This window comes from Streptomyces tyrfis (assembly GCF_037034285.1).
In the GTDB taxonomy this organism is placed as follows: Bacteria; Actinomycetota; Actinomycetes; order Streptomycetales; family Streptomycetaceae; genus Streptomyces.
In genome coordinates this window covers 1-23,505 of sequence record NZ_JBAGJZ010000028.1, presented here as the reverse complement: position 1 = coordinate 23,505, position 23,505 = coordinate 1, and the positions used below count along the sequence as shown (strand labels likewise).

Genomic DNA, 23,505 nt, shown 5'->3' with positions numbered 1-23,505 from the left:
ACCCCGCCGGCTCAGCGGACCCCGACGGCCGCCAGGGCGCGCCGCTGGGCGGGGGTCGGGTGGGCCGGGAAGTAGAGGTAGCAGACCCCGCCGGTGCCGGAGACCACCTTGCCGCTCGCGTTGTAGCGCTTGGTGCGCAGCCAGATGTTCTCCCACTCGCGGCGGCGGTAGACCCGGCGCACGGCCTCGTCGCTGGGCGAGGCCGGGTCGTTCGCGACGACGTCGCCGGCCGCGGTGAACCCGATCACGGTCATCAGATGGCCGGAGGTCCCGTACCCGGCGCCAGTCAGCTCCTCCTTGAGGAAGGACTGCGAGGTGATGACCGGGATCCCCACCCGGACCAGGTTCTCGACGTCCGTGAGCGAGCCGAGCCGGGTCACCACGGCGCTCATCTCGTGGTACGACGCGGCGTAGGCCGCGTTGAACGGCCAGTTGCCGCAGCCCTCGTACTGGTAGTCGTAGGTGAACCGGGCGGCGTGGCAGACCTGCGGATCGGCCAGGCCGGGCTCGACCCAGGCGAGGTCCTCGGCGGTGGGCCGGCGCCCCCAGTACTCGATGATCATCTGCGAGGAGGTGGGGCTGCACCACGCCTCGCCGCCGTTGTCGTACTCCGGGTACTGACCGGCGTGGATGTTCTGCGAGTAGCGCGGCACCGGCAGTTCCCGGGCCGGGGCCGGCACGCTGGCGGGCACGGTGAAGCGGTCCGGGACGTCGGACGCCATCGCGCCGAGCCGCCACACGGTGGGCGTGCCGCTCGTGCCCGGGGCGCGGTGGAGGGTGAGCCGCAGCCGGTAGGAGACCAACCGCAGCCCGCTCGCCGCGTCGTCCACCGAGAAGGTGTCGGTCCAGACGGAGCTCCTGCCGTCGGTCTGTCCGTCGACGGACGTCCGCCGGATGTCGCCGTCGCCGGACGCCCAGCGGCCCATCACGTACCAGGGGGTCGCGGTCGCGTCGGAGTAGCGGCCCTGGAGCTCGATCTGGATCCAGGTGCCCTCGGGGGTGTCCGCGTTCCAGGAGGCGATCACCTCGGTCGCCGGGACGGCCGCCCGGTGGAACGGCGAGGTCCAGGTCGCGTACTCCCAGGCCGAGGTCTTCCCGGTGTGCGGATCGGTGTACTCGGTCCGTCCCTCGGCGCGGCCGATCACCAGACCGGGGCGGCGGCCCGCGACGGGGCGCGTCCCGGCGCCGAGGCCGCAGCGCCAGTCGGTGTAGGTGTGCCAGGAGTGGTAGTCCACGGGAACGGTGTCCGTCGGGGAGGCCGCGGGTGCGGTGGAGGGGGCGGCGGCGTGCGCGGAGGCGGCGGAGGCCGCCGTGCCGACGGAGGCCGCCGCCGCGAGGGCGGCGGCCAGCACGGTCCTGCGCGAGCTCGGTCTGTTCATGGGCGGACCCCCGTTCGTGGGCGGAATGCGGTCACGGGTGCGACAGTGCGCCAACTATCGCGGGTCGCGACCGGTTCCGGCCAGCGTCCGGACCGGTCCCAGACGACCAATATTGGTCTGGTCCACTGGCGTGACCTGCGGCTGCCCGGGACGGCCTCGTAGGCTGGGGCCCATGAACGACCTCGCTCCCCTGGCCGCGCGGCTGCGCACCCTGGCGCCGTCCTGCGGTCCGGTGCGGCTGATCGCCGTCGACGGCCACGCGGGATCGGGGAAGAGCACCTTCGCGTCCCGTCTCGCCGCCGCGCTCGACGGCGCCCCCGTGCTGCACCTCGACGATCTGGCCAGTCACGATTCCTTCTTCACCTGGACGGACCGGCTGCGGGAGCAGGTTGTCGAGCCCCTGTCGCGCGGCGAGCGCGCCCGGTACGCGCCGTACGACTGGACCGCCCGGAGGTTCGGGGCGCCGCGCGGGCTGGAACCGGCCCCGGTGGTGCTGGTCGAGGGGGTCGGCGCGGGCCGCCGGGCGCTGCGCCCCCATCTGGCGCGGCTGCTGTGGATGGACCTGCCCGCGCCGGAGTCCTGGGAGCGGGGCCGCCGCCGGGACGGTCCCGGGCTGTCGGCCTTCTGGGACGCCTGGACGGCGGCCGAGACGGAGCACTTCGCCGCCGATCCCTCGCGCCGCCACGCGGACGCGCTGATACGGCAGTCGCCGGTGGGCTACGACTGGCTGGAGGGGCCCGGCGGCGCGGCGGGCGACGCGTCGCCGGGTCACGGACGGTGAGCGGGGCGCGGGCCCGTACCAAGTCCTGAGAAATCGGCCCGGATGACCCCAACTCGGCTTGACCCGAGGGCGGTACAGGTCTTACGTTCTCAATGTGCGGCTTTTCGGAGCCCTCACAGACACGAAGCCCCCGGTTGTTCCCCCGTGATCGGGGGCTTCGTTCTGCCCACGCGCCGCCGCTCGCCGCCGCCGGGGACCGCCCGGTTCACCCTCGGTCACGGTCTCCCTTCTGCTCGCTGAGCTCTTCGTCGAGCACTCCCCGCGCAGGTACGATGCCTCTCGGTGCGGTCAATTCCCGTTCGCGGCCCAGCGATTCAGCGCGCCCCGGCGGGCGGTCGTGCGACGGGACATCCTGGTGGCACGGCTTGTGGGGGACCAGATGGACATCGGCACGCAGGGCGCACACGCCCCCGCCGACCTCGCCTGGCTGCGCGGCGTGGACGCCTACACCATGGGCGCCTATCCCCAGGCCGAGGAGGAGTTCAGAACGGCGGTGCGGATCGATCCCGGCATGGCGGACGGCTGGCTGGGTCTGCACGCGCTGAGAGTCGACACCACGACGGCGCTGCTGCGCATGCACCGCCACCGCGAACGCTTCGGCGAGCAGCGCACCCGCCATCGGCGCACGCTCAATTCCTGGTACTGGCTGGGCTGGTGGGTGCAGCCGGTGCTGGAGAGCCCGCGGGACCTGCTGCTGGCGCACGCCTCGCACTGGCTGGACGGGCGGCACGTCCCCGAGCTGGACCGCGCCCTGGCCGACCTGCCGCCGGTGGACACGGACCCGCAGGTGCGCTTCCTGCACGCCTGCCGCTCCTATCTGGTCAAGGACTGGGAGCAGCTGGTGCGCCACACCGAGCGGCTGATCGACGACCCGGTCCTCGGCATCGAGGCGGGGCTGTTCGGCGGGATGGCCCGGGTGCGGCTGGAGATGTACGGGCAGGCCGAGCCGCTGCTGGCCACCGCGCTGATGCGCTGCCGCAGCGAGCAGCCGCAGCGCAAGGAGCTGCGCTACTGGCTGGCGCGGGCGCACGAGGGCACGGGCCGCAGCGCGGCCGCCCTGCCGCTGTACCGGGCGGTGCACCGGGTGGACCCGGCGTTCATGGACACCTCGGCGCGGCTCGCCGCCATCGCGGACTACGACGGGCTCGACGGCCCGGACGAGGGCGCCGGTCTGACGGCGCTGTCCCTGACCGGTCCGGGCGCGGACGCGGCGGCGGATCCCCTGGCGGACGTGGACGCGGTTCCGGGCGGCGGTCCGGTGGACGCCCGGGAGTCCCGGGCCGGCGGGGAGTTCCCCGGGTTCGACGGCGTCGGGATGCCGCCGCCGCCCGACGGGGCGCGCCGCAGGGCCGGGGCGTCCGGCCCGTCGTCGCCGTTCCCGGCCGGACCCAGCGACCCCGCGCTGCTGGCGGAGGCGCTGGCCCAGCTGGAGCGGATGGTCGGCCTGGAGCCCGTCAAACGCCAGGTCAAGGCGTTGTCCGCGCAGCTGAACATGGCGCGGCTGCGGGCGGGTCAGGGGCTGCCGGTGCAGCCGCCGAAGCGCCACTTCGTCTTCTCGGGCCCGTCCGGCACCGGCAAGACCACGGTGGCCCGCATCCTGGGCCGGGTCTTCTACGCGCTGGGCCTGCTCGGCGGCGACCATCTCGTCGAGGCCCAACGCGCGGATCTGGTGGGCGAGTTCCTCGGGCAGACCGCGGTGAAGGCCAATGAGCTGATCGATTCGGCGCTGGGCGGGGTGCTGTTCGTCGACGAGGCGTACAGCCTCTCCAACACCGGTTACAGCAAGGGCGACGCGTACGGGGACGAGGCCCTTCAGGTGCTGCTGAAGCGCGCGGAGGACAACCGGGACCATCTCGTCGTCATCCTCGCGGGCTATCCGGAGGGCATGGACCGGCTGCTGGCCGCCAATCCGGGGCTCTCCTCGCGGTTCACCACCCGGGTGGACTTCCCCAGCTACCGGCCCGCGGAGCTGACCTCGATCGGCGAGGTCCTGGCCGCGGAGAACGGCGACGCCTGGGACGAGGAGGCCCTGGAGGAGCTGGGCTCCATCAGCGCGCACGTCGTCGGCCAGGGCTGGATCGACGAGCTGGGCAACGGGCGGTTCCTGCGCACCCTGTACGAGAAGAGCTGCGCCTACCGCGATCTGCGGCTCTCCGCCTATCCGACGGCGCCGGGCCGGGACGACCTGGCGACGCTGCGGCTGCCCGATCTGATGCAGGCGTACGGCGAGGTGCTGTCCGGCCGGGGGCCGGTGGACCCGGGGCCGCAGGAGCCGCCGGCGCTCTGAGAGCCGGCCGGGCGGCCCTCGACGGCCCGGCCGGAGCCGGCCGACGGGCTCCGGGGGCGTCCCGGCGGACGTGCGGGCGCCGGAGGGGCCGGCTCCGGCCCCTCCGGCGGTGCGGGCGGCACGCGGTCAGCGGGCCGCCGCGGTGAGTTCGCCGTAGCCGGTGGTGGTCTCCGCCGTGCGGCGCGGCACCGAGATCCGGTGGGCCGGGTCGCGCACCTCGCCGACCAGCGTCTCCAGCACGTCCTCCATGGCGACCAGGCCGAGGACCCGGCCCGAGGCGTCGGCGACCTGCGCCAGATGCGTCGCGGCGCGGCGCATCACGGTCAGGGCGTCGTCGAGGGGCAGCTCGGCCCGCACGGTCGCCATCGGGCGCCACACGTGCTGCGGGACGGCCCGGTCGCCGTCCTCCAGGTCCAGGACGTCCTTGACGTGCAGATAGCCCATGAACGAGCCGCCGCCCTCGGCGCACACCGGGAAGCGCGAGTAGCCGGTCCGCACGGTCAGCTCCTCGATCCGGCGCGGGGTGACGGACGGGTCGACCGTGACCAGGGACGCCCGGTGGAGCAGCACGTCGGTGACGGGCCTGCTGCCGAGCTCCAGCGCGTCCTCCAGGCGCTCCTGCGCCTCCGGCTCCAGGAGTCCGGCCTGGCCGGAGTCCTCGACGAGCCGGTTGAGCTGCTCGCTGGTGAAGACGGCCTCCACCTCGTCCTTGGGTTCGACGCCGAAGAGCCGGAGCACCAGCCGGGCGCAGGCGCCCAGGGCCGAGGTGACCGGGCGGCAGAGGCGGGCGAAGCCCACCAGGCCCGGACTGAGCCACAGGGCGGTCTTCTCGGGCGCGGCCATCGCGAGGTTCTTCGGGACCATCTCGCCGATGACGAGGTGGAGGAAGACGACGGAGACGAGGGCCAGGACGTAGCCGAGCGGGTGGACGAGCCCGTCGGGCAGGCGGACCGCCTGGAAGACGGGCTCCAGCAGGTGGGCGACGGTCGGTTCGGCGACGGCGCCCAGGGTGAGTGAGCAGACGGTGATGCCGAACTGGGCGGCGGCCATCATCTGCGGCAGGTTCTCCAGGCCGTACAGCACCTGGCGGGCCCGGCCGGAGCCGGCCGCGGCCTCGGGTTCGATCTGGCTGCGCCGCACGGAGACGAGGGCGAACTCGGCGCCGACGAAGAAGCCGTTCGCCAGCACGAGGACTCCGGCGAACAGCAGTTGGAGCAGGCTCATCGCGCGGCCTCCAGGACCGGGTGGGGCTCCGGGGCTCCGGCGGGGCCGGGGGCGTCCGCCGTGCGGGCGAAACGGACCTTCTCGGCCCGGTAGTGGCCGACCTGGCGGACGGAGATCCGCCAGCCGGGGAGTTCGGCGCGGTCGCCGGGGGCCGGGATCCGTCCCAGCAGGTCGGCGACGAGACCGGCCACGGTCTCATAGGGGCCGTCGGGCACCTGGAGTCCTATCCGGCGCAGGGTCAGGACCCGGCAGCTGCCGTCGGCGTCCCAGGCGGGGCGGCCGTCCTCGGAGGCGGCGGGGGCCAGCTCGGGCCGGTCGGCGCCCTCGGCGTCGTGCTCGTCCCGGACCTCGCCGACGAGCTCCTCGATGATGTCCTCCAGGGTGACGACCCCGGCGGTGCCGCCGTACTCGTCGACCACGACGGCTATCGGCTGCTCCTTGCGGAGCCGCTGGAGCAGCTGTTCGACCGGCAGGGTCTCGGGGACCAGCAGCGGGGGGACGGCGATCCGGCCGGCCGGGGTGCGCAGCCGGTCCTGGGCGGGCACGGCGAGCGCGTCCTTGAGGTGGATCATGCCGACGACCTCGTCGATGCGCTCCCGGTAGACCGGGAAGCGGGACAGGCCGGTGGCGCGGGTGAGGTTGAGGACGTCCTGGGCGGTCGCGGAGGTCTGGAGGGCGCTGACCCTGACCCGCGGCGTCATGACGTGCTGGGCGGTGAGTCCGGCGAGCGACAGGGTGCGCACGAAGAGGTCGGCGGTGTCCTGTTCAAGGGTGCCGGCCTCGGCGGAGTGCCGGGCCAGGGAGACCAGTTCGCCGGGGGTGCGGGCGGAGGCCAGCTCGTCGGTGGGCTCGACGCCCAGCAGGCGCACCAGCCGGTTGGCGACGGTGTTCAGCAGGCTGATCACCGGCCGGAACGCGGCGGAGAAGCGGCGCTGGGGGCCGGCGACGAACCGGGCCACCTGGAGCGGCCGGGAGACGGCCCAGTTCTTGGGCACGAGTTCGCCGATCACCATCTGGACGGCGGAGGCCACCAGCATCCCGGTCACCACGCTGACGCCGGGCACCACGCCCCCGGGCAGGCCGGCCGCGGTGAGCGGGCCGTCCAGCAGCCCGGCGAGCGCCGGTTCGGCGAGCATGCCGACGACCAGTGAGGTGATGGTGATGCCCAGCTGGGTGCCGGAGAGCTGGAAGGAGAGTTCGCGCAGCGCCCCGACGACGGTGCGGGCCCGCCGGTCGCCGTCGGCGGCGGCGCGCTCGGCGTCCGGCCGTTCCACCGTGACCAGGCCGAATTCGGCCGCCACGAAGAATCCGTTGGCGAGGATGAGGAGGAATGCCGCGCTCAGGAGCAGCAGGGGGATGGTCATGCCGCCGCCTCCGGGGAGGGGGCGGCGCAGGTACTACCGGACGATCCGTCCATTGCTGGAAGGAGTCACTCCTTGGGTCGCAGGAAAGCCCCGCCGGTCTCCTGGACCGTTCCGTGCGGGGCGGGGCGCTCCGGGGCGCCGCCGTTCTCCAGAGTAATCAAGAACGGCCTTCGGCGGGCAGGGGGCCCGGTCCCGTTCCCGGCCGCGGGCGCCGCCGGGAACGGGGCCGGCGCTCAGCGCGCGCTGCTGCCGGTGCCGTGGTTCTCGGCGAGGGAGCGGAGCGCGCGGGCGTCCCGGATGGCCTGCTGCTTGCCGATTCCCGGCTGGATGCCGAGCGCGGGCATGCTGGTGCCGTCGCTCAGGTCGAGGAAGACCCAGGGGTCGCCGGGGCGGAGGTTGACCCGGAGGATCTCCGGCCAGGAGAGACGGCGCGTCCGGGTGAGATTGACCACGGTCACGCCGTCCTCGGTGGCGACGATCTTCGGGCGGCTGAGGAGCGCGAGCACCCCGAAGAACAGCAGGGCGGTGAAGACGAAGCTGGACCGCTCCCCCGGGCTCAGCTGTTCGAGGGTCAGGGCGATGACGGTGATGACGACGAACATCGCCGCCCCCACGGTCAGCAGGACCACCCGGGTGCGGGTCGGCCGGAAGGTGACCGGGAGCGCGGGGATCTCGGGCCCGGATGCGGCGGCGGGGGCGGACATGGTGTTCTGCTGTCCTCCGGATGGTGGCCCGGCCGTCAGAGGCGGCAGGCGTGGATGGCGGTGGTGAGGATGGCCCGGGCGCCGAGCGCGTACAGGTCGTCCATGATCCGCTGGGCCTCGCGGGCGGCGACCATGGAACGGACGGCGACCCAGCCCTCGTGGTGCAGCGGGGAGATGGTGGGCGACTCCAGGCCGGGGGTGAGGGCGACCGCGCGCTCCAGGTGCTCGACGCGGCAGTCGTAGTCCATCATCACGTAGGCGCGGGCGACCAGGACGCCCTGGAGCCGGCGGAGGAACTGCTGGACCTTGGGGTCGTCGGCCGGGGCGCCGGTGCGGCGGATGACGACGGCCTCCGAGGTCATGATCGGCTCGCCGACCACTTCGAGTCCGGCGTTGCGCAGGCTGGTGCCGGTCTCCACGACGTCGGCGATGACCTGGGCGACGCCGAGTTCGACGGCGGTCTCGACCGCGCCGTCGAGGTGGACGACGGAGGCGTTGACGCCGATGTCCGCGAGGTGCTTGGCGACGATGCCCTCGTAGGAGGTGGCGACCGTCTTGCCGTCGAAGTCCTGCGGGCCCTCGGCGACGCCGGGCCTGGTGGCGTAGCGGAAGGTGGAGCGGGCGAAGCCGAGCTGGAGGATCTCCTCGGCGTCGGCGCCGGAGTCCAGCAGCAGGTCGCGCCCGGTGATGCCGATGTCGAGGCGGCCGGAGCTGACGTAGATCGCGATGTCGCGCGGGCGCAGGTAGAAGAACTCGACCTGGTTGTCGGGGTCGACGAGGACGAGCTCCTTGGACTCCTTGCGCTGCTGGTACCCGGCCTCATGGAGCATCGCCATCGCGGGCGCGGAGAGTGATCCCTTGTTGGGGACGGCGATGCGCAGCATGACGTGTGGTTCCTTTGCGGGGAGGAGCGTGTGCGATGAACGGGTGCGGGTGTTCCTTGGCGCGGGGCGCGGCCGCGGGCCGGCGCCCCGCTCGTGCTCAGAGGTGGGCGTAGACGTCGTCGAGGGAGATCCCGCGGGCGACCATCATCACCTGGACGTGGTAGAGGAGCTGGGAGATCTCCTCGGCCGCGGCGTCCTTGCTCTCGTGCTCGGCGGCCATCCAGACCTCGGCGGCCTCCTCGACGACCTTCTTGCCGATGGCATGGACGCCCTTGTCCACCAGCTCGGCGGTGCGGGAGGTGGAGGGGTCGCCGTTGGCGGCCTTGAGCTGGAGCTCGGCGAAGAGCTCTTCAAAGGTTTTGTTCGCCATGATGGTCCTTAGCCTACGGGGTCGGACCCCCTCGATCAGCGCCAGGGCTCGCTGACCGTGCGCAGCGTGGCGGCCGTGGCGACGGCCGCGGTGACCGCTTCGTGCCCCTTGTCCTCGTTGGACCCCTCCAGTCCGGCCCGGTCGAGGGCCTGTTCCTCGGTGTCGCAGGTGAGCACGCCGAAGCCGACCGGGACGCCGGTGTCGACGGCGACCTGGGTGAGGCCGTGGGTGACGCCCTGGGACACGTACTCGAAGTGCGGGGTCCCGCCGCGGATGATCACGCCGAGGGCGACGATGGCGTCGTAGCCGCGGCCGGCGAGGACCTTGGCGACCACCGGCAGCTCGAAGCTGCCGGGCACCCGGAGCAGGGTCGGCTCGTCGATGCCCAGCTCGCGCAGGGCGCGCAGGGCTCCGTCGACGAGTCCGGCCATGACCTCGTCGTGCCACTGGGCGGCGATCACCGCCACGCGCAGGTCGCCGCAGTTGTGTACGGACAGCTCGGGTGCGCCCTTGCCGCTCATGTTCTCTCCTACCGGTCGTGCGGTGGTCTGGTCGTTCTGGGGGTTCCGGCGGTCGTTCCGACGGGGCCGACGGCTCCGCCCGGTCCGGAGGGTCCGGCCGGACCCTCCGGGGGTTCGTCACTGGTTGGCGCAGGTGGGCACCGCGGCGGCGTCGAGCCAGGGCAGGTCGTGCCCCATGCGGTCGCGCTTGGTGCGCAGATAGCGCAGGTTGTGCTCGCCGGCCTTGACGGGCATCGGCTCGCGGCCGGTGACGGCCAGGCCGTGCCGCAGGATCGCGGCGGTCTTGTCCGGGTTGTTGGTCATCAGCCGGAGGCTGCGGACGCCGAGGTCCTTGAGGATCTGGGCGCCGGCGGCGTAGTCGCGGGCGTCGGCGGGCAGGCCGAGTTCCAGGTTGGCGTCGAGGGTGTCGACGCCGTTCTCCTGGAGTTCGTACGCGCGCAGCTTGGACAGCAGCCCGATGCCCCGGCCCTCGTGACCGCGCAGGTAGACGACGACGCCGCGGCCCTCCTCGGTGATGCGGCGCATGGAGGCGTGCAGCTGCGGTCCGCAGTCGCAGCGCTGGGACTGGAAGATGTCGCCGGTCAGGCACTCGGAGTGGATCCGTACCAGGACGTCGTCGCCGTCCCCGAGGTCGCCGTGGACGAGCGCGACGTGCTCGACGCCGTCGGCCGTGGAGCGGTAGCCGTACGCGGTGAACGGGCCGAAGCCGGTCGGCAGCCGTACCTCGGCCTCGCGGCGCACGGTCGGCTCCGAGGTGCGGCGGTAGGCGATCAGGTCCTCGATGGAGATGATCGTGAGGCCGTGCTTGCGGGCGAACGGGACCAGCTGCGGCAGCCGCAGCATGGTGCCGTCCTCGGCGGCGATCTCGACGATCGCGCCGGCGGGGCGCAGTCCGGCGAGCCGGGCGAGGTCGACGGCGGCCTCGGTGTGGCCGGGGCGGACGAGGACGCCGCCGGGGCGGGCGCGGAGCGGGAAGACATGGCCGGGCCGCACGAAGTCGCCGGGGCCGGCCTCGCCGGAGGCGAGCATCCTCAGCGTGGTGGCCCGGTCGGCGGCGGAGATGCCGGTGGTGACGCCGTGGTCCGCCGAGGCGTCGACGGAGACGGTGAACGCGGTCCGCATCGACTCGGTGTTCCGGTCGACCATCTGCGGCAGGTCGAGCCGGTCCAGTTCGTCGTGCTCCATGGGGGCGCAGATCAGGCCCCGGCACTCGCTCATCATGAACGCGACGATCTCGGGGGTGGCCTTCTCGGCCGCGAGGACGAGGTCGCCCTCGTTCTCCCGGTCCTCGTCGTCGACGACCACGACGGGCCGCCCCTCGGCGATGTCGCGGACGGCCTGTTCGACGGGGTCGAGCACGAGGGCCTCGGCCGGGACCCCGTCCTCCGGGTGCAGCCAGGCGGTCTGGGCGGTCATGCCGTCGCTCCTTCCAGGGCGGGGGTACGGGAACGCAGCCACCAGTCGCGCATGCCCCACAGCACCAGGGCGCCGTACACGACGTAGATGAGGCCGGAGAAGGCGAGGCCGCTGCGGAAGTTCAGGGGGACGCCGACCAGGTCGACGAGGAGCCAGGCGAACCAGAACTCGACCATGCCGCGGGCCTGGGCGACCATCGCGACGAGGGTGCCGGCGAAGATGTACGCGTCCGCCCACGGGCTCCAGGAGAGCGAGGGGAAGGCGGTGAACAGGCCGCCGACCGCGAGGGTCCCGGCCGCGGCGCCGCCCAGCAGCAGGACGCGTTCGCGCCAGGTGGCGAACCGGACGGCGAGGGAGCCGTCCTGGGCCTGCCGGCTGCCCAGGGTCCACTGCCGCCAGCCCCAGACCGCCACGGCGATGATGACGAACTGCTTGCCGACGCTGCCGGCCTGGTGCACGGAGACGTTGGCGGCGACCAGCACGACGCCGGACAGCAGCTGGGCGGGCCAGGTCCACACGGAGCGGAGCCAGCCCAGCGTCAGCGCGATCAGGCCGATCGTGTTGCCGATCATGTCGGACCAGATGATGTGCTGCCCGAAGACGGTGAACGCCTCCGAGTTCAGCCAGTGCGCGGCGGTCACCGCACCGGCTCCTCGGGATCGCGCGCGGTGGCGCCGGACAGCCGCTCGACGTACTTCGCGATGATGTCCACCTCCAGGTTGACCGGGTCGCCGGGCTGCTTGATGCCGAGCGTGGTCAGGGCGAGGGTGGTGGGGATCAGGCTGATGGTGAAGTAGTCGGGTCCGGCGTCGACGACGGTCAGGCTGACGCCGTCGACGGTGATCGACCCCTTCTCCACCACGTAGCGGGCGAGGTCCGCGGGGAGGGAGATCTTCACGACCTCCCAGTGCTCGGACGCCTCGCGCTCGACGATGCGGCCGGTGCCGTCGACATGGCCCTGCACGATGTGGCCGCCGAGCCTGCCGCCGACCGCCACGGGGCGTTCCAGGTTGACCCGGGAGCCCGTCGTCAGGGCGCCGAGGCTGGACCGGTTCAGGGTCTCGGCCATGACGTCCGCGGTGAACTCGCCGTCGCCGAGGTCGACGACGGTGAGGCAGACGCCGTTGACGGCGATGGAGTCGCCGTGTCCGGCCCCCTCCGTGACCAGGGGACCTCGCAGTCGGAAGCGGGAGGCGTCGCCGAGCTGTTCGACGGCGGTGACCTCACCGAGTTCTTCCACGATTCCGGTGAACATTCAGTCTTCCTTCCGGGCGGGTCCGGGGACGGCGGTGACGCGCAGATCGGGACCGATCCGGACGGTCTCGGTCACGTCGAGGCGCAACGCCTCGGAGATGGTGGTGATTCCGGCGCCGGCGAGGGCCGCGGGGCCGGCGCCGAGGAGCACGGGGGCGAGGTAGCCGACGACCTTGTCGACCGTTCCCGCGGCGACGAAGGCCCCGGCCAGGGTCGGGCCGCCCTCCAGGAGCACGGAGCGGACGCCGCGCGCGTGGAGGGCGTCGAGCAGGGCGGGGACGTCCAGCCCGGGGCCGGTGGCGGCGCGCGGCAGCCGCAGCACGGCCTCCCCGGGGAGGTGGCGGGCGTCGGCGTCCTCGGCGACGGCGATCAGGGTGGGCGCCGCCGCGTCGAGGACGCGGGCGCCGGGGCGCACGGCGCCGGCGGCGGTGTCCACGACCACGCGCAGGGGCTGCACGGCCCCCTCGACGCCCCGCACCGCGAGGTGGGGGTCGTCGGCGCGAGCGGTGCCGGAGCCGACCACGACGGCGTCGGCCTCGGCGCGCAGCCGGTGGACGTCGGCGCGGGCCTCGGGCGAGGTGATCCAGCGGCTGGTGCCGTCGGCGGCGGCGATCCGGCCGTCGAGGGTCGCCGCGTACTTCCACAGGACGTACGGGCGGCCCAGGCGCACCGAGGTCAGCCAGGCCGCGTTGCCCGCCTCGGCCTCCTCGGCCAGGAGCCCCCGCCGGACCTCGACGCCGGCCGCGCGCAGGGTCGCCGCGCCTCCGGTGGCCCGCGGGTCCGGGTCGGCGACCGCGTAGACGACCCGGGCGACGCCGGCCTCGATCAGCGCCCGCGAACAGGGGCCGGTGCGGCCGGTGTGGTCGCAGGGTTCGAGGGTGACGTAGGCGGTGCCGCCCCGGGCCCGCTCGCCGGCCGCGCGCAGGGCGTGGATCTCGGCGTGCGGGCCGCCGGCCCGCTGGTGGTGTCCCTCGCCCGCCGGGCGGCCGGCGGCGTCCAGGACGACGCAGCCGACGACGGGATTGGGGCTGGTGGAGCCGAGACCGCGGGCCGCGAGCGCGATGGCGCGGCGCATGGCGGTGATGTCGGCTGCGGTGTCCACCGGGTCCTCCTGCCTCTTCGGGCACGGACTCCGGGGTCTGCCGACGACGACAGAAGAAGCGGGTAACGCACAGCGGGACGCCGAATGCCGGAAGAACGGACGGTTCGGTCGCCCGAAGACCATCCGCCGACGGCGGCGTACCCGTGAACGGCCCGCCGCGCACTGCCTCCCATCCGGACTTTCACCGTCGGTCCAGGAATCTCACCTGGTCAACCGGCCGCTGGCTGCGGACGGGTCGCGGACTATACCGCCGGTTCGGAATTACACCGACCCCGGAGTGCGCTGCTACTGGTACGGGGTCAGTGTGCCACGCCGGGCCGCGGGCCATGCGGGTGAACCCTTGTGCGGTGGCTCACAGCCCCTGTCCGGGACACCCCGTCCGCATGCCGGACACCCAAAGGTCCAGACCTATTGACGGAGTGGTCTAGTCCTTTTAATCTCTGCGTCACCTCCGAGGAGCCGTCCCGCGGTGTGCGCACGCCTGGGGCATCAACACGACCCACCCCCTTGCCAGTTGTGTTCCGCCGAACCTCCCCAGGAGGAACGAACGTGCTGTCCCCCACTCGCGCGAGAGCCACCCTGCTCGCGGCCGGCGCCGCCGTCGCCGGTCTGCTGCTGGGCTCGCTCGCCGCCACCCCGTCGGCCGCCGCCGACCAGGAGTCCTGTCGCCCCGACGGGCTCTACGAGACCCCGGGCGTCGCCGTCCCCTACTGCTCCGTCTACGACACCGAGGGCCGCGAGAAGATGGGCGCCGACCACCAGCGGCGCGTCATCGGCTACTTCACCGGCTGGCGGACCGGGAAGGACGGCAGGCCCGCCTATCTCGTCCCCGACATCCCCTGGGACAAGGTCACCCATCTGAACTACGCCTTCGCCCACGTCGACGGCGGCAACAGGCTGTCCGTCGGCGCCGACGGACCGGACAACGCCGCCACCGGGATGACCTGGCCGGGCGTCGCGGGCGCCGAGATGGACCCGGCCCTGCCGTACAAGGGCCACTTCAACCTGCTGAACAAGTTCAAGAAGCAGCACCCGAACGTGCGGACCATGGTCTCGGTGGGCGGCTGGGCCGAGACCGGCGGCTACTTCGACGACAGCGGCGCACGGGTGGACTCCGGCGGCTTCTACGCGATGGCGACCAACGCCGACGGCTCGGTCAACCAGGCGGGCATCGACACCTTCGCCGACTCGGCCGTCGCCTTCGTCAAGAAGTACGGCTTCGACGGCGTCGACATCGACTACGAGTACCCGACGACGATGAAGGACTCGGGCAACCCGCTGGACTGGAAGCTGTCCAACGCCCGCCGCGCCGGGCTGGTCAAGGGCTACGCGGCGCTGATGAGGACGCTGCGCGAGAAGCTGGACCGCGCCTCCGCCGCGGACGGCGTCCACTACCTGCTCAGCGTGGCCGCGCCCTCGTCCGGGTATCTGCTGCGCGGCATGGAGACCTTCCAGGTCCAGAAGTACCTGGACTACGTCGACATCATGTCGTACGACCTGCACGGCGCCTGGAACGAGTACGTCGGCCCCAACGCCGCCCTCTACGACGACGGCAAGGACGCCGAACTGGCCCAGGCCGGCGTCTACTCGACGTCGCAGTACGGCGGGATCGGCTACCTCAACACCGACTGGGCGTACCACTACTTCCGCGGCTCGATGCCGTCCGGCCGGATCAACATCGGACTGCCGTACTACACCCGCGGCTTCAAGAACGTGCAGGGCGGCACGGACGGCCTGTGGGGCCGGGCCGCCACCGCCGACTGCCCGGCGGGCTCGGGGCTGACCAAGTGCGGCGACGGCGCCGTCGGCATCGACAACCTCTGGCACGACCTGGACGACAAGGGCAAGGAGTCGCCCGCCGGCTCCAACCCGATGTGGCACGCGAAGAACCTGGAGAAGGGCGTCGTCGGCGACTACGTCACCGACTACGGCTTCCCCGCCGGCACGAAGCTGACCGGGACCTACGCCCGCAGGTACGACGCGACGCTGGTCGCGCCCTGGCTGTGGAACGCGGAGAAGAAGGTCTTCCTCTCCACCGAGGACGAGCAGTCGGTGGCCGCCAAGGCGCGGTACGTGGTGGACAAGGGCATCGGCGGCGCCATGATCTGGGAGCTCGCCGGCGACTACGGCTGGAACGCCGCCAAGGGCCAGTACGAGCCGGGCTCGACGCTCACCTCGACGATGTACGACGCCTTCAAGTCGGCCTCCCCGTACGGCGCGAAGCGGTCCGCGGTCGACCTGCCCGCCGAGGCGCTCGACGTCGACGTGTCGTTCGGCCAGTTCCCGCTCGGCGACTCCAACTACCCGATCAGCCCCAAGCTGACGATCACCAACCACACGAAGGCGACCCTGCCCGGCGGCACGGAGTTCCAGTTCGACTACGCGACGTCGGCGCCCGCCAACGCCAAGGACCAGTCGGGCTTCGGCACCACGATCGTGCGCAGCGACCACACCGCGGCGAACAACGTCGGGGGGCTGAAGGGCGACTACCACCGCGTCTCGCTGAAGCTGCCGGCCTGGCAGAGTCTGGCGCCCGGCGCCTCGGTGCAGCTGGACTTCGTCTACTACCTGCCCACCTCCACGCCGTCGAACTGGACGGTGACCTTCGGCGGGAAGTCGTACTCCCTGGCCGCCGACCTGGCGCGCGGCACCACCCCGGTCGAGCCGGGCACGGGCGCCACGCCCACACCCGACCCGTCGGCCACCCCGACCCCGGGCCCCGGCGGCGGCTGCGCCGCGCCCGTCTGGAGCGCGACCGCCGAGTACGGCGCCGGGACGACGGTGAGCCACGGCTCGCACCAGTGGAAGGCCAAGTGGTGGACGAAGGGCGAGACGCCCGGCTCCACCGGGGACTGGGGCGTCTGGCAGGACCTCGGCGCCTGCTGACCCCTCCCCCGTGACCGCCCGTCCGATCCTCCCGTGACCGCCCGGCGGTGACCGGTCCGCCCCCGGTCGCCGCCGGGCTCGGGCATGCCCGGACCGGCCCCGGACGGGCGGTCCGCGCCCGGTCGCCCGCGGCGCTCCGGGCGGGCGCGCCGGTCTCAGCCCGCCGGGGCGAACAGCTCGTCCTGGGCCGCGTCCCGGGCGGCGAGCAGCGCCCCGCGCAGCACCGCCGCCCCGCCCAGCCGCCCCGCCCTGACCTCGGTGCGCAGCGGGGACATCCCGGCCAGCCGCTCCTCGACCCGGGCCGCCAGCGCGTCGCCGCCCGCGTGGCCGACCTCGCCCGCGAGCACCACGCATCCCGGGTCCAGCACCGAGGCGACGGCGGCGGCGCCGAGCGCGAGGCGCTCGGCCAGGGTGCTCAGGAACGCCTCGCTCGCGCCCTCGCCGGCCAGCGCCGCCCGCACCGCGAACGCCGCCGCCGGCTCCTTGTCCCCCTCTTCGGCGTCCGGGGGCACCGCGATGCCGTGGGCGGCGGCCAGTTCGCGGACCGGGCCGGAACCGACCAGCGAGTGGAAGCCGCCGTCGCAGCTGACGGCCGACGGGACGCCGGTCGTGCCCGGCACCGGCAGGAAGCCGATCTCGCCCGCGCCGCCGGAGGCCCCGCGCCGCAGCCTGCCGTCCAGCATGACGGCGGCGCCCACGCCGTGCCCGAGCCAGAAGAGCACGAAGGTGTCGCGTTCGCGGGCGGCGCCGATGCGGTGTTCGGCGACGGCGGCGAGATTGGTCTCGTTCTCCACCAGGACGGTCGCGGGCAGCCGCTCCTGGAGCACCCGCACCAGCCGCCGGTGCCAGGCGGGCAGGCCGCTGGTGTCGCGCAGCTCCCCGGTGACCGGGTCGACCAGTCCGGGCGCGCCGACGCCGACGCTGTGCAGCGGGGCGGCGCCCGCCTCGCGCGCGGTGCGTTCCAGCAGCGCGGCGGCCTGTTCGGCGGCGGCCTCGGTGGCGGTGTCGCCGCCGATGGGCAGGGTGGCCTCGGCGAGCGTGACGCCGAGGAGGTCGGAGACCACCACGGCGACGCTGCCGGTGCGCACGTCGAGCGCGGCCAGGTGGGCGCGGTCGGCGGCGATCCCGTACAGCCGGGCGTTGGGTCCGCGGCGCTCGGCGCCCGCCTCGCCGACCACCCGGATCAGCCCGGCCCCCTGGAGCCGCTCGACCAGGTCGGCGACGGTGGGGCGGGAGAGCCCGGTGAGTGTCTTCAGCTGTGCGGCCGTCAGCGGCCCGTCCTGCTGGAGCAGACGCAGGGCGAGCCGGTCGTTGATGGCCCGCGCGGTGCTCGGTGATGCGGCCATGCCGGGATCCTTCCAGATCGCCGTCCCGCCGGAACGGACAGGTGGACTATTTATCAGGCAGGGTTCCTGATAGTTTACTGCGCGCACCGCGGCGAGGGGCGCCGGGGCATCCGGGACGGTGGATCCCGAGGGAGGACACGACGGGCATGACAACGGATTCCACGGCGGATTCCACTGCGGATCCCGCGACGGGTTCCAGGGCCGGAGCGACGGCGGACGGCCCGGGGGCGGACTTCGGCGCGGCGCGGGTGAAGCGGGCCAGGGTCGCCGTGGCGGCGGTCTTCGCCGTGCACGGCGCGGTGACCGGCAGCTTCGCCACCCGGGTCCCGTGGATCCAGGAGCACGCCGGGGTGAGCGCCGGACAGCTCGGACTCGCGCTCGCCTTCCCCGCGATCGGCGCCTCGCTCGCCATGCCGCTGTCCGGTGCGATCAGCCACCGCTTCGGCGCCAGGACGGCGCTGCGGGGGCTGCTGGCGCTGTGGACGCTGGCGCTGGTCCTGCCGTCGCTGGCCCCCGGCCTGCCGGCCCTGTGCGCGGCACTGCTGGTGTACGGGGCGACGGCCGGCATGTCGGACGTGGCGATGAACGCCCTCGGCGTCGAGGTGGAGAACCGCCTCGGCAAGTCGATCATGTCCGGGCTGCACGGGCTGTGGAGCGCGGGCGCCCTGGCCGGTTCGGCGGCGGGCACGGTGGCCGCGCATCTGGGCGCCGACGCCCGGCTGCACCACGCCGTCGCCGCCCTCGTCCTCACCGCGCTCGGGACGCTGGCCTGCCAGGGGGTGCTGGACCTGCGCAGCGAGCCGGACGAGGAGCCGCCGCCGCGCTTCACGCTGCCGCCCCGGTCCGCGCTGATCATCGGCGCGGTGGGATTCTGCGCGGTGTTCGCGGAGGGGGCCAGCCTGGACTGGTCGGCGGTGTACCTGCGGGACGTCATGGACACCTCCGCGGGGCTCGCCGCCGCCTCAACCACGGCGTTCGCGCTGACCATGGCGGTCGCCCGGATCGCCGGCGACCGGGTCGTCGACCGTTTCGGGGCGGTGCGGACCGTGCGGGCGGGCGGGGTGCTGGCGACGGCCGGCGGGCTGCTCGTGGTCGCCGCGCCGAACGCGCCGACGGCCCTGTGCGGCTTCGGGCTGCTCGGTCTCGGGGTGGCCGTGGTCGTCCCGCTGGCCTTCGCGGCGGCCGGGCGCAGCGGCCCGAACCCGAGTCAGGCGATCGCGGGCGTGGCCACCATCACCTACACCTCCGGGCTGATCGCCCCGTCCGCGATCGGTTCGCTGGCCCAGGCGACCTCGCTGGTCGTGTCGTTCGGCCTGGTCACCGTGCTGGCGTTCGGCCTGGTGGCCGGGGCCGGGGTGCTGCGGGCGGGCGACCGCCGGGCCGGCCCGGCCGGCGGCACAAAGGCCCCGGGCACGGCGGCGGCCGAGCGGCGTCCCTGAGCCCCCGTCCGGGCGGGGAAGCCGGGCCCCGGCCAGGGCCGCACGCCCCCTCCGGCGGCCGAGGCCCTGGTCACGGGGGTGCGCCCCGGGGCAGGTCGCCCCGGAATCCGGCATTACCATGTCGCTGTTTCGATTCTGCGGATGTGCGCCATGCCGGGCGAGGCAGTGGGCTCCGCACCTACACACAGGGAGCGACCATGGGCCTCGGCGTGCGCTGGACCTTGCACGGCGACGGGAGGACCCCCGCGCCGGGGGCCGTGGTCCGGCCGGACGAACGGCTTTCCTGGCCCCGTACGTTCGGGCTCGGCGCCCAGCACGTGGTCGCGATGTTCGGCGCGTCCTTCGTCGCCCCGGTGCTCATGGGTCTGGACCCGAACCTGGCCATCATGATGTCGGGCGTCGCGACGGCCGTCTTCCTGCTGGCCACGCGCGGCAGGGTGCCCAGCTACCTCGGCTGTTCGCTCTCCTTCGTCGGGGTCGCGGCGACGATCCGGGCGAGCGGCGGCAGCAGCGCCGTGGTCACCGGCGCGGTCTTCGTGGTCGGCGTGGCCCTCTTCCTGGTGGGCCTCGCGGTGCAGCGGTTCGGCGCGCGGATCATCCATGCCGCGATGCCGCCGGTGGTGACCGGCGCCGTGGTCATGCTGATCGGCTTCAACCTGGCGCCGGTGACGGCGTCGACGTACTGGCCGCAGGACCAGTGGACGGCGCTGCTGGTGATGCTGTTCACCGGCCTGGCCGTGGTCTGCCTGCGCGGGTTCCTGTCCCGGATCGCGATCTTCCTGGGCCTGGTCTTCGGGTACGTGCTGTCCTGGGGCCTGGACCGGGTCTTCGGCAAGATCCACTCCCCGGCGGGCGGCGCCGGGGCCGTCGACCACTGGCGGCTCGACCTGTCGGGCGTCGCCAAGGCCGACTGGATCGGCCTCCCGTCCATCCACGCGCCGAGCTTCGAGTGGTCGGCGATCCTGGTCGCCCTGCCGGTGGTCATCGCGCTGATCGCGGAGAACGCCGGGCATGTGAAGGCCGTCGGCGAGATGACGGGAACCTCGCTGGACGACAAGCTGGGCACCGCGATCGCCGCCGACGGCGCCGCGTCGATGCTCTCGACCGCGGTCGGCGGCCCGCCGAACACCACGTACTCGGAGAACATCGGCGTCATGGCGGCGACCCGGGTCTACTCCACCGCCGCGTACTGGGCGGCCGCCTGCTTCGCCCTGCTCTTCGGCCTCTGCCCCAAGTTCGGCGCGGTCGTCGCCGCCATCCCCGGCGGAGTGCTCGGCGGGATCACCGTCATCCTGTACGGCATGATCGGCCTCCTCGGCGCCCAGATCTGGCTGCACGCCAAGGTCGATCTGCGCAACCCGCTGAACCTGGTCCCGGCGGCCGCGGGCATCATCATCGGCGTCGGCGGGGTCAGCCTGAAGATCAGCGACAACTTCGAGCTGAGCGGCATCGCCCTGGGCACCATCGTGGTCATCACCGGCTACCACGTGCTGCGCGCCTTCGCCCCGGCCCACCTCAAGACGCAGGAACCCCTTCTGGACTCGGGGACCTCGGCGTACGACGCGCGCACGCCGACGGACGAGGGTCGCTGACGGACCGGACGCGCCCCGCGCCGCGGTGCCGGCGGATTCCCCGCGGCGCCGGCGCCGCGGCGACGAGCACCATCGCGTCGGCTCCGCGCCACGGGGAGGAACGCGGGCTGCTGCCCGGGGCCCGCCGTGAGGGCGGGCGCCGGGTGTGGCCGGTGACCGCGGTCCGCCGGGTCGCGCTGATCCGCACGGCGCGGCGGGCGGGGTTCGCGCTCCCCGAGATCGCGCGGCTGCCCGGCACCGACGCCACACCGTCCGCGACCCGCCGGTGGCGGGAGACGGCCGCGCGCAAGCTGCCCGAGTTCGACCGGCGCGTCGCGCGGACGCGGGCCCCGCGCCGGGCTGTCGCGGACCGTCTGGAATGCGGGTGCGTGAACTTCGACCAGTGCGTGCCGCTGGACACCGCCGGCCTCGCGCCCTGGGAGCCGGCGGCCCGACGGCGTCCGCGTGCGCGCCGCCGCGGCCGGTGGACGCGGTCCGGCCGGGCGGCGTCGGCGGGCGGCCGTCAGAAGCTGTCGCCGTGCCAGTGGACCGCGCCCGGCGCGGTGACCGTGGCCCGGACCTCCGCCGGGGCGGCGTGCAGCGGGCGTGCCATGCCCGTGTGCTCCGTCACCGTCCGGGGGTCCGTCATGAGGGCCGGCAGCGCCGCCCGGATCTCGGGCGTCCCGGGGAGGCGCGAGCCGGCCCGGCCCAGCCCCGCCGCCCGGGCGCGGGCGGCGACGGCGGCGAACAGGGCGCCCAGGCTCGCGGGCACGCCCGCGCATTCGCGGACCTCCACGCGCTCCCCCTCGTGCTGGGCCACGATCCAGCCGACGACCTGCCCCGATGCGGGGTCCTCCGCCACGAGCGAGTCCTCCGGGGGCCCGTACCAGGCGGGCACCCGCACCGCCCAGTCCTCCGGGGTCCTCAGCGAGCTGAGCGGCCGGGCCGCGTTGTACGCGTGGTGCAGGGCGGCCACCTCCGGGGCGTCCCGCGCGGTGGCCCCGCGGACCCGGAACGCCCCGGTCCGGGCCGCCGCCGGGGCGGCGAGCGCGCCCTCGGTGTACGTACTGGCGAACTCCTGCCAGCCCGAGCCCCGGTAGACGCCCGGCGTGCCGGTGAACAGCAGGGACCAGGCGCAGCCCTCGGCCGTCATGACGCGTTCCGCCTCCGCCAGCAGCCGTTTCACCAGTCCCCGGCCGCGGGCCTCGGGGCGGGTGGCGACGCTGCCGATGCCGCCGACCCGGCGCGGGGCGCCGCGCGCGTCCCGGATCAGTCTCGGTACGTAGACGACGGCGGCGTCGATCCCGCCGTCCGGGTCCCGTGCGACGAAGGTGTGCCGGTGGCGGTCCGGGTCGAGGGCGTGCAGGCGCGGCAGATGAGGGGCGTCGAAGCAGCGCCGCCACAGGGCGGCCAGCGCCGGTTCGTCGGCCGGGGTCGTGGCGCCGATGGGGGCGGTGGTCACAGGATCAGGTTCCCGTCCGTGCGCGCGGCGGCGCCGTCGCCGGGCATGGCGACGCGTTTCGTGCCCTGCTCCACGCAGGCGGTGTGCAGGGCGGAGGCCAGGGCGGCCGGGGCGAGGTGGAGGGCGCCGCCGGTGAAGCGGCCGGCGGTCGCCGCGTAGTGGTTGACGCCCTCGGTGATCCGCACATGGGCGGTGTCCGGTCCGGCGGCGTCGCTGCTGAACGCGGTGAGGTCCCAGGTGACCGTGCCGGGTCCGGCGGCGCGGCCCAGCAGCGCCCCGGCCTTGTTGGTCCCAGTGAGGCGGGCGCCGCCGGTGACGGTGATCCGCTGGTCGCGCACGGCGCTGAGCTCGATGCCGGTGTTCTCGTAACGGCCGCCGTCGATCCGCAGGTCGGCCGAGCCGACCTGGAGCGGGGCGGCGTCGTCGGCCCCGGTGACGGTGCAGTCGGTGAAGTGGACGGGACCGGCGCCGCGCAGGATCGCGCCGTCGACCCCCCGGAGGACGCAGCGCACGAAGTGGACGGGCGCGGTGACCGGGGTCTGGACGAGGACGGCGCCCGCGGGCGGCTCGAAGGAGCAGTCGCTGACGGTGGTGGGCCGGGTGGAGCGGGCGGAGCGCTGGGCGACGGCGAAGGTCCTGGCGGTGCAGCCGCGGACCTGCGCGCCGTCGGCGTTGACGGTGAGGGTGCCGGCCCGGTCGAAGGTGGGGCGGGCGATCACGGTGACGTCTTCGAGGGTCAGGTCGGTGATCTTGGTGTTGGCGGTGAACCAGGAGCAGACGTGCCGGCGCACCGTGATCCGCTTGGCGGAGATCCCCCACTGGGCCCCGGAGTTGGCGATGTCCATCAGGCCGGAGTTGCCGTCGAAGAGCAGGTCGTGCTCGTACTGGCCGTGGGTGGTGAAGGGGTTGCCGCCCGCGTCGTCGCCGTCGCCGTGGCAGTTGACGACCGTGCAGTAGGCGGACGCGGTGAGGTCGTTGAGGTGGCGCACGTTGCTGGTGGTGCAGTCCGCGACCCGGCCGTAGAGGCAGTAGATCTGCTGGGTGAGGTAGCCCGCGCCGCCGTACTCGACGGTCGGCGGGTTCTTCAGGGAGCAGTCCTCGGTGCGGAAGCGGGTGCACCAGCGGCGCATGATGACCGGCCAGAAGGTGCCGGTGGCGTGGATGCCGGAGACGTCGCAGCCGACGGCGTACTCGAAGCTGACCGGGTGGGATCCGGTGTACTCGTCGGTTCCGGCGCCCTCGAAGACCATGTTGCGGACGTGCGCGTTCCGTACGGGTGCGATCCGGGTCCAGGTGAGCTCGCGGCCCTTCGCCAGCTCCCAGCCGGTCAGATAGCCGATCCGGATGTGCGTCGCGTCGACGATCTCGGTGATCTCCACGAGCTTCTGGAGCTCGCGTTCGTCGCGTCCGCCGCCCTCGACCGGGGCGATCTGGACGGCCCACCACTGACCGACCGCGAACGCCCTGGCGTCGGGGACCGGGAAGGTGTCGGTGAGTTCGAGGACGGTGGCGGAG

General features: G+C 73.8%; 18 protein-coding genes, 2 pseudogenes and 1 riboswitch. Of the genes and pseudogenes, 6 read left to right on the top strand and 14 right to left on the bottom strand.

Annotated features, from left to right (window positions below; all coding sequences use genetic code 11):
- Positions 1 to 11: 11 nt before the first annotated feature.
- Complete coding sequence (locus WA762_RS21545) at positions 12 to 1,379, bottom strand: peptidase C39 family protein (protein WP_335937599.1); 1,368 nt, start codon at positions 1,377 to 1,379, stop codon at positions 12 to 14.
- A 172-nt stretch (positions 1,380 to 1,551) separates the two neighbouring features.
- Here WA762_RS21545 and WA762_RS21540 point away from each other — a divergent pair.
- Positions 1,552 to 2,206 (top strand): annotated as a pseudogene (locus WA762_RS21540) (uridine kinase family protein).
- A gap of 333 nt (positions 2,207 to 2,539) precedes the next feature.
- Entirely contained in the window at positions 2,540 to 4,447 is a 1,908-nt protein-coding gene (locus WA762_RS21535) for an AAA family ATPase (RefSeq protein WP_335937662.1), read from the top strand.
- A 126-nt stretch (positions 4,448 to 4,573) separates the two neighbouring features.
- Here the strand turns inward: WA762_RS21535 and WA762_RS21530 are convergent, their stop codons facing one another.
- From WA762_RS21530 to ribD, 10 genes are all read right to left on the bottom strand, one after another.
- Positions 4,574 to 5,671: a hemolysin family protein gene (locus WA762_RS21530; RefSeq protein WP_335937597.1), complete on the bottom strand. Its 1,098-nt coding sequence runs from the start codon at positions 5,669 to 5,671 to the stop codon at positions 4,574 to 4,576.
- Positions 5,668 to 7,035, bottom strand: coding sequence for a hemolysin family protein (locus WA762_RS21525; RefSeq protein WP_335937596.1), 1,368 nt, complete (start codon positions 7,033 to 7,035; stop codon positions 5,668 to 5,670). The genes WA762_RS21530 and WA762_RS21525 overlap by 4 nt, the downstream gene beginning before the upstream one ends.
- A gap of 233 nt (positions 7,036 to 7,268) precedes the next feature.
- A complete protein-coding gene (locus WA762_RS21520) occupies positions 7,269 to 7,739 on the bottom strand; it encodes a PH domain-containing protein (protein ID WP_335937594.1) in 471 nt (156 codons plus the stop codon).
- A gap of 35 nt (positions 7,740 to 7,774) precedes the next feature.
- Complete coding sequence (gene hisG / locus WA762_RS21515) at positions 7,775 to 8,623, bottom strand: ATP phosphoribosyltransferase (protein ID WP_335937593.1); 849 nt, start codon at positions 8,621 to 8,623, stop codon at positions 7,775 to 7,777.
- Between the two features lie 97 nt (positions 8,624 to 8,720).
- Positions 8,721 to 8,993: a phosphoribosyl-ATP diphosphatase gene (locus tag WA762_RS21510; protein ID WP_018524273.1), complete on the bottom strand. Its 273-nt coding sequence runs from the start codon at positions 8,991 to 8,993 to the stop codon at positions 8,721 to 8,723.
- Positions 8,994 to 9,028: 35 nt separating this feature from the next.
- The gene (ribH, locus tag WA762_RS21505; RefSeq protein WP_335937585.1) at positions 9,029 to 9,514 is read right to left on the bottom strand and encodes a 6,7-dimethyl-8-ribityllumazine synthase; all 486 of its coding nucleotides are present in this window, start codon (positions 9,512 to 9,514) and stop codon (positions 9,029 to 9,031) included.
- A 117-nt stretch (positions 9,515 to 9,631) separates the two neighbouring features.
- Positions 9,632 to 10,930 (bottom strand): bifunctional 3,4-dihydroxy-2-butanone-4-phosphate synthase/GTP cyclohydrolase II, encoded by a 1,299-nt coding sequence (locus WA762_RS21500; RefSeq protein ID WP_335937583.1) that lies wholly within the window; start codon positions 10,928 to 10,930, stop codon positions 9,632 to 9,634.
- The gene (locus WA762_RS21495) at positions 10,927 to 11,571 is read right to left on the bottom strand and encodes a nicotinamide mononucleotide transporter family protein (protein WP_335937581.1); all 645 of its coding nucleotides are present in this window, start codon (positions 11,569 to 11,571) and stop codon (positions 10,927 to 10,929) included. The genes WA762_RS21500 and WA762_RS21495 overlap by 4 nt, the downstream gene beginning before the upstream one ends.
- On the bottom strand, positions 11,568 to 12,185 hold the full coding sequence (locus WA762_RS21490; RefSeq protein WP_335937579.1) for a riboflavin synthase: 618 nt from the start codon (positions 12,183 to 12,185) through the stop codon (positions 11,568 to 11,570). The genes WA762_RS21495 and WA762_RS21490 overlap by 4 nt, the downstream gene beginning before the upstream one ends.
- Entirely contained in the window at positions 12,186 to 13,286 is a 1,101-nt protein-coding gene (gene ribD / locus WA762_RS21485) for a bifunctional diaminohydroxyphosphoribosylaminopyrimidine deaminase/5-amino-6-(5-phosphoribosylamino)uracil reductase RibD (RefSeq protein ID WP_335937576.1), read from the bottom strand.
- 155 nt (positions 13,287 to 13,441) lie between these two features.
- Positions 13,442 to 13,571, bottom strand: a riboswitch (FMN riboswitch).
- 264 nt (positions 13,572 to 13,835) lie between these two features.
- Between ribD and WA762_RS21480 the strand changes: the two genes are divergently transcribed.
- The gene (locus WA762_RS21480; RefSeq protein ID WP_335937575.1) at positions 13,836 to 16,172 is read left to right on the top strand and encodes a chitinase C-terminal domain-containing protein; all 2,337 of its coding nucleotides are present in this window, start codon (positions 13,836 to 13,838) and stop codon (positions 16,170 to 16,172) included.
- A 155-nt stretch (positions 16,173 to 16,327) separates the two neighbouring features.
- Here WA762_RS21480 and WA762_RS21475 read toward each other — a convergent pair whose 3' ends face one another.
- Positions 16,328 to 17,518, bottom strand: coding sequence for an ROK family transcriptional regulator (locus WA762_RS21475; RefSeq protein WP_335937573.1), 1,191 nt, complete (start codon positions 17,516 to 17,518; stop codon positions 16,328 to 16,330).
- 146 nt (positions 17,519 to 17,664) lie between these two features.
- Between WA762_RS21475 and WA762_RS21470 the strand changes: the two genes are divergently transcribed.
- The 3 genes and pseudogenes from WA762_RS21470 to WA762_RS35895 form a co-directional block, all read left to right on the top strand.
- Positions 17,665 to 18,957: an MFS transporter gene (locus WA762_RS21470; protein WP_335937572.1), complete on the top strand. Its 1,293-nt coding sequence runs from the start codon at positions 17,665 to 17,667 to the stop codon at positions 18,955 to 18,957.
- A 197-nt stretch (positions 18,958 to 19,154) separates the two neighbouring features.
- Positions 19,155 to 20,549 carry a uracil-xanthine permease family protein gene (locus WA762_RS21465; RefSeq protein WP_335937570.1) on the top strand — a complete coding sequence of 465 codons (1,395 nt, stop codon included), beginning with the start codon at positions 19,155 to 19,157 and terminating at the stop codon, positions 20,547 to 20,549.
- Positions 20,546 to 20,875: pseudogene (locus tag WA762_RS35895) on the top strand (MerR family transcriptional regulator); the annotation flags it as partial. The gene WA762_RS21465 and the pseudogene WA762_RS35895, both read left to right, overlap by 4 nt.
- 176 nt (positions 20,876 to 21,051) lie before the next feature.
- Here WA762_RS35895 and WA762_RS21455 read toward each other — a convergent pair.
- Together WA762_RS21455 and WA762_RS21450 are read right to left on the bottom strand one after the other, a co-directional pair.
- Entirely contained in the window at positions 21,052 to 21,990 is a 939-nt protein-coding gene (locus tag WA762_RS21455; RefSeq protein WP_335937569.1) for a GNAT family N-acetyltransferase, read from the bottom strand.
- Positions 21,987 to 23,505 (bottom strand): peptidase C14 (locus tag WA762_RS21450; protein WP_335937568.1); only part of this gene is annotated, 1,519 nt, incomplete at its 5' end. The genes WA762_RS21450 and WA762_RS21455, both read right to left, overlap by 4 nt.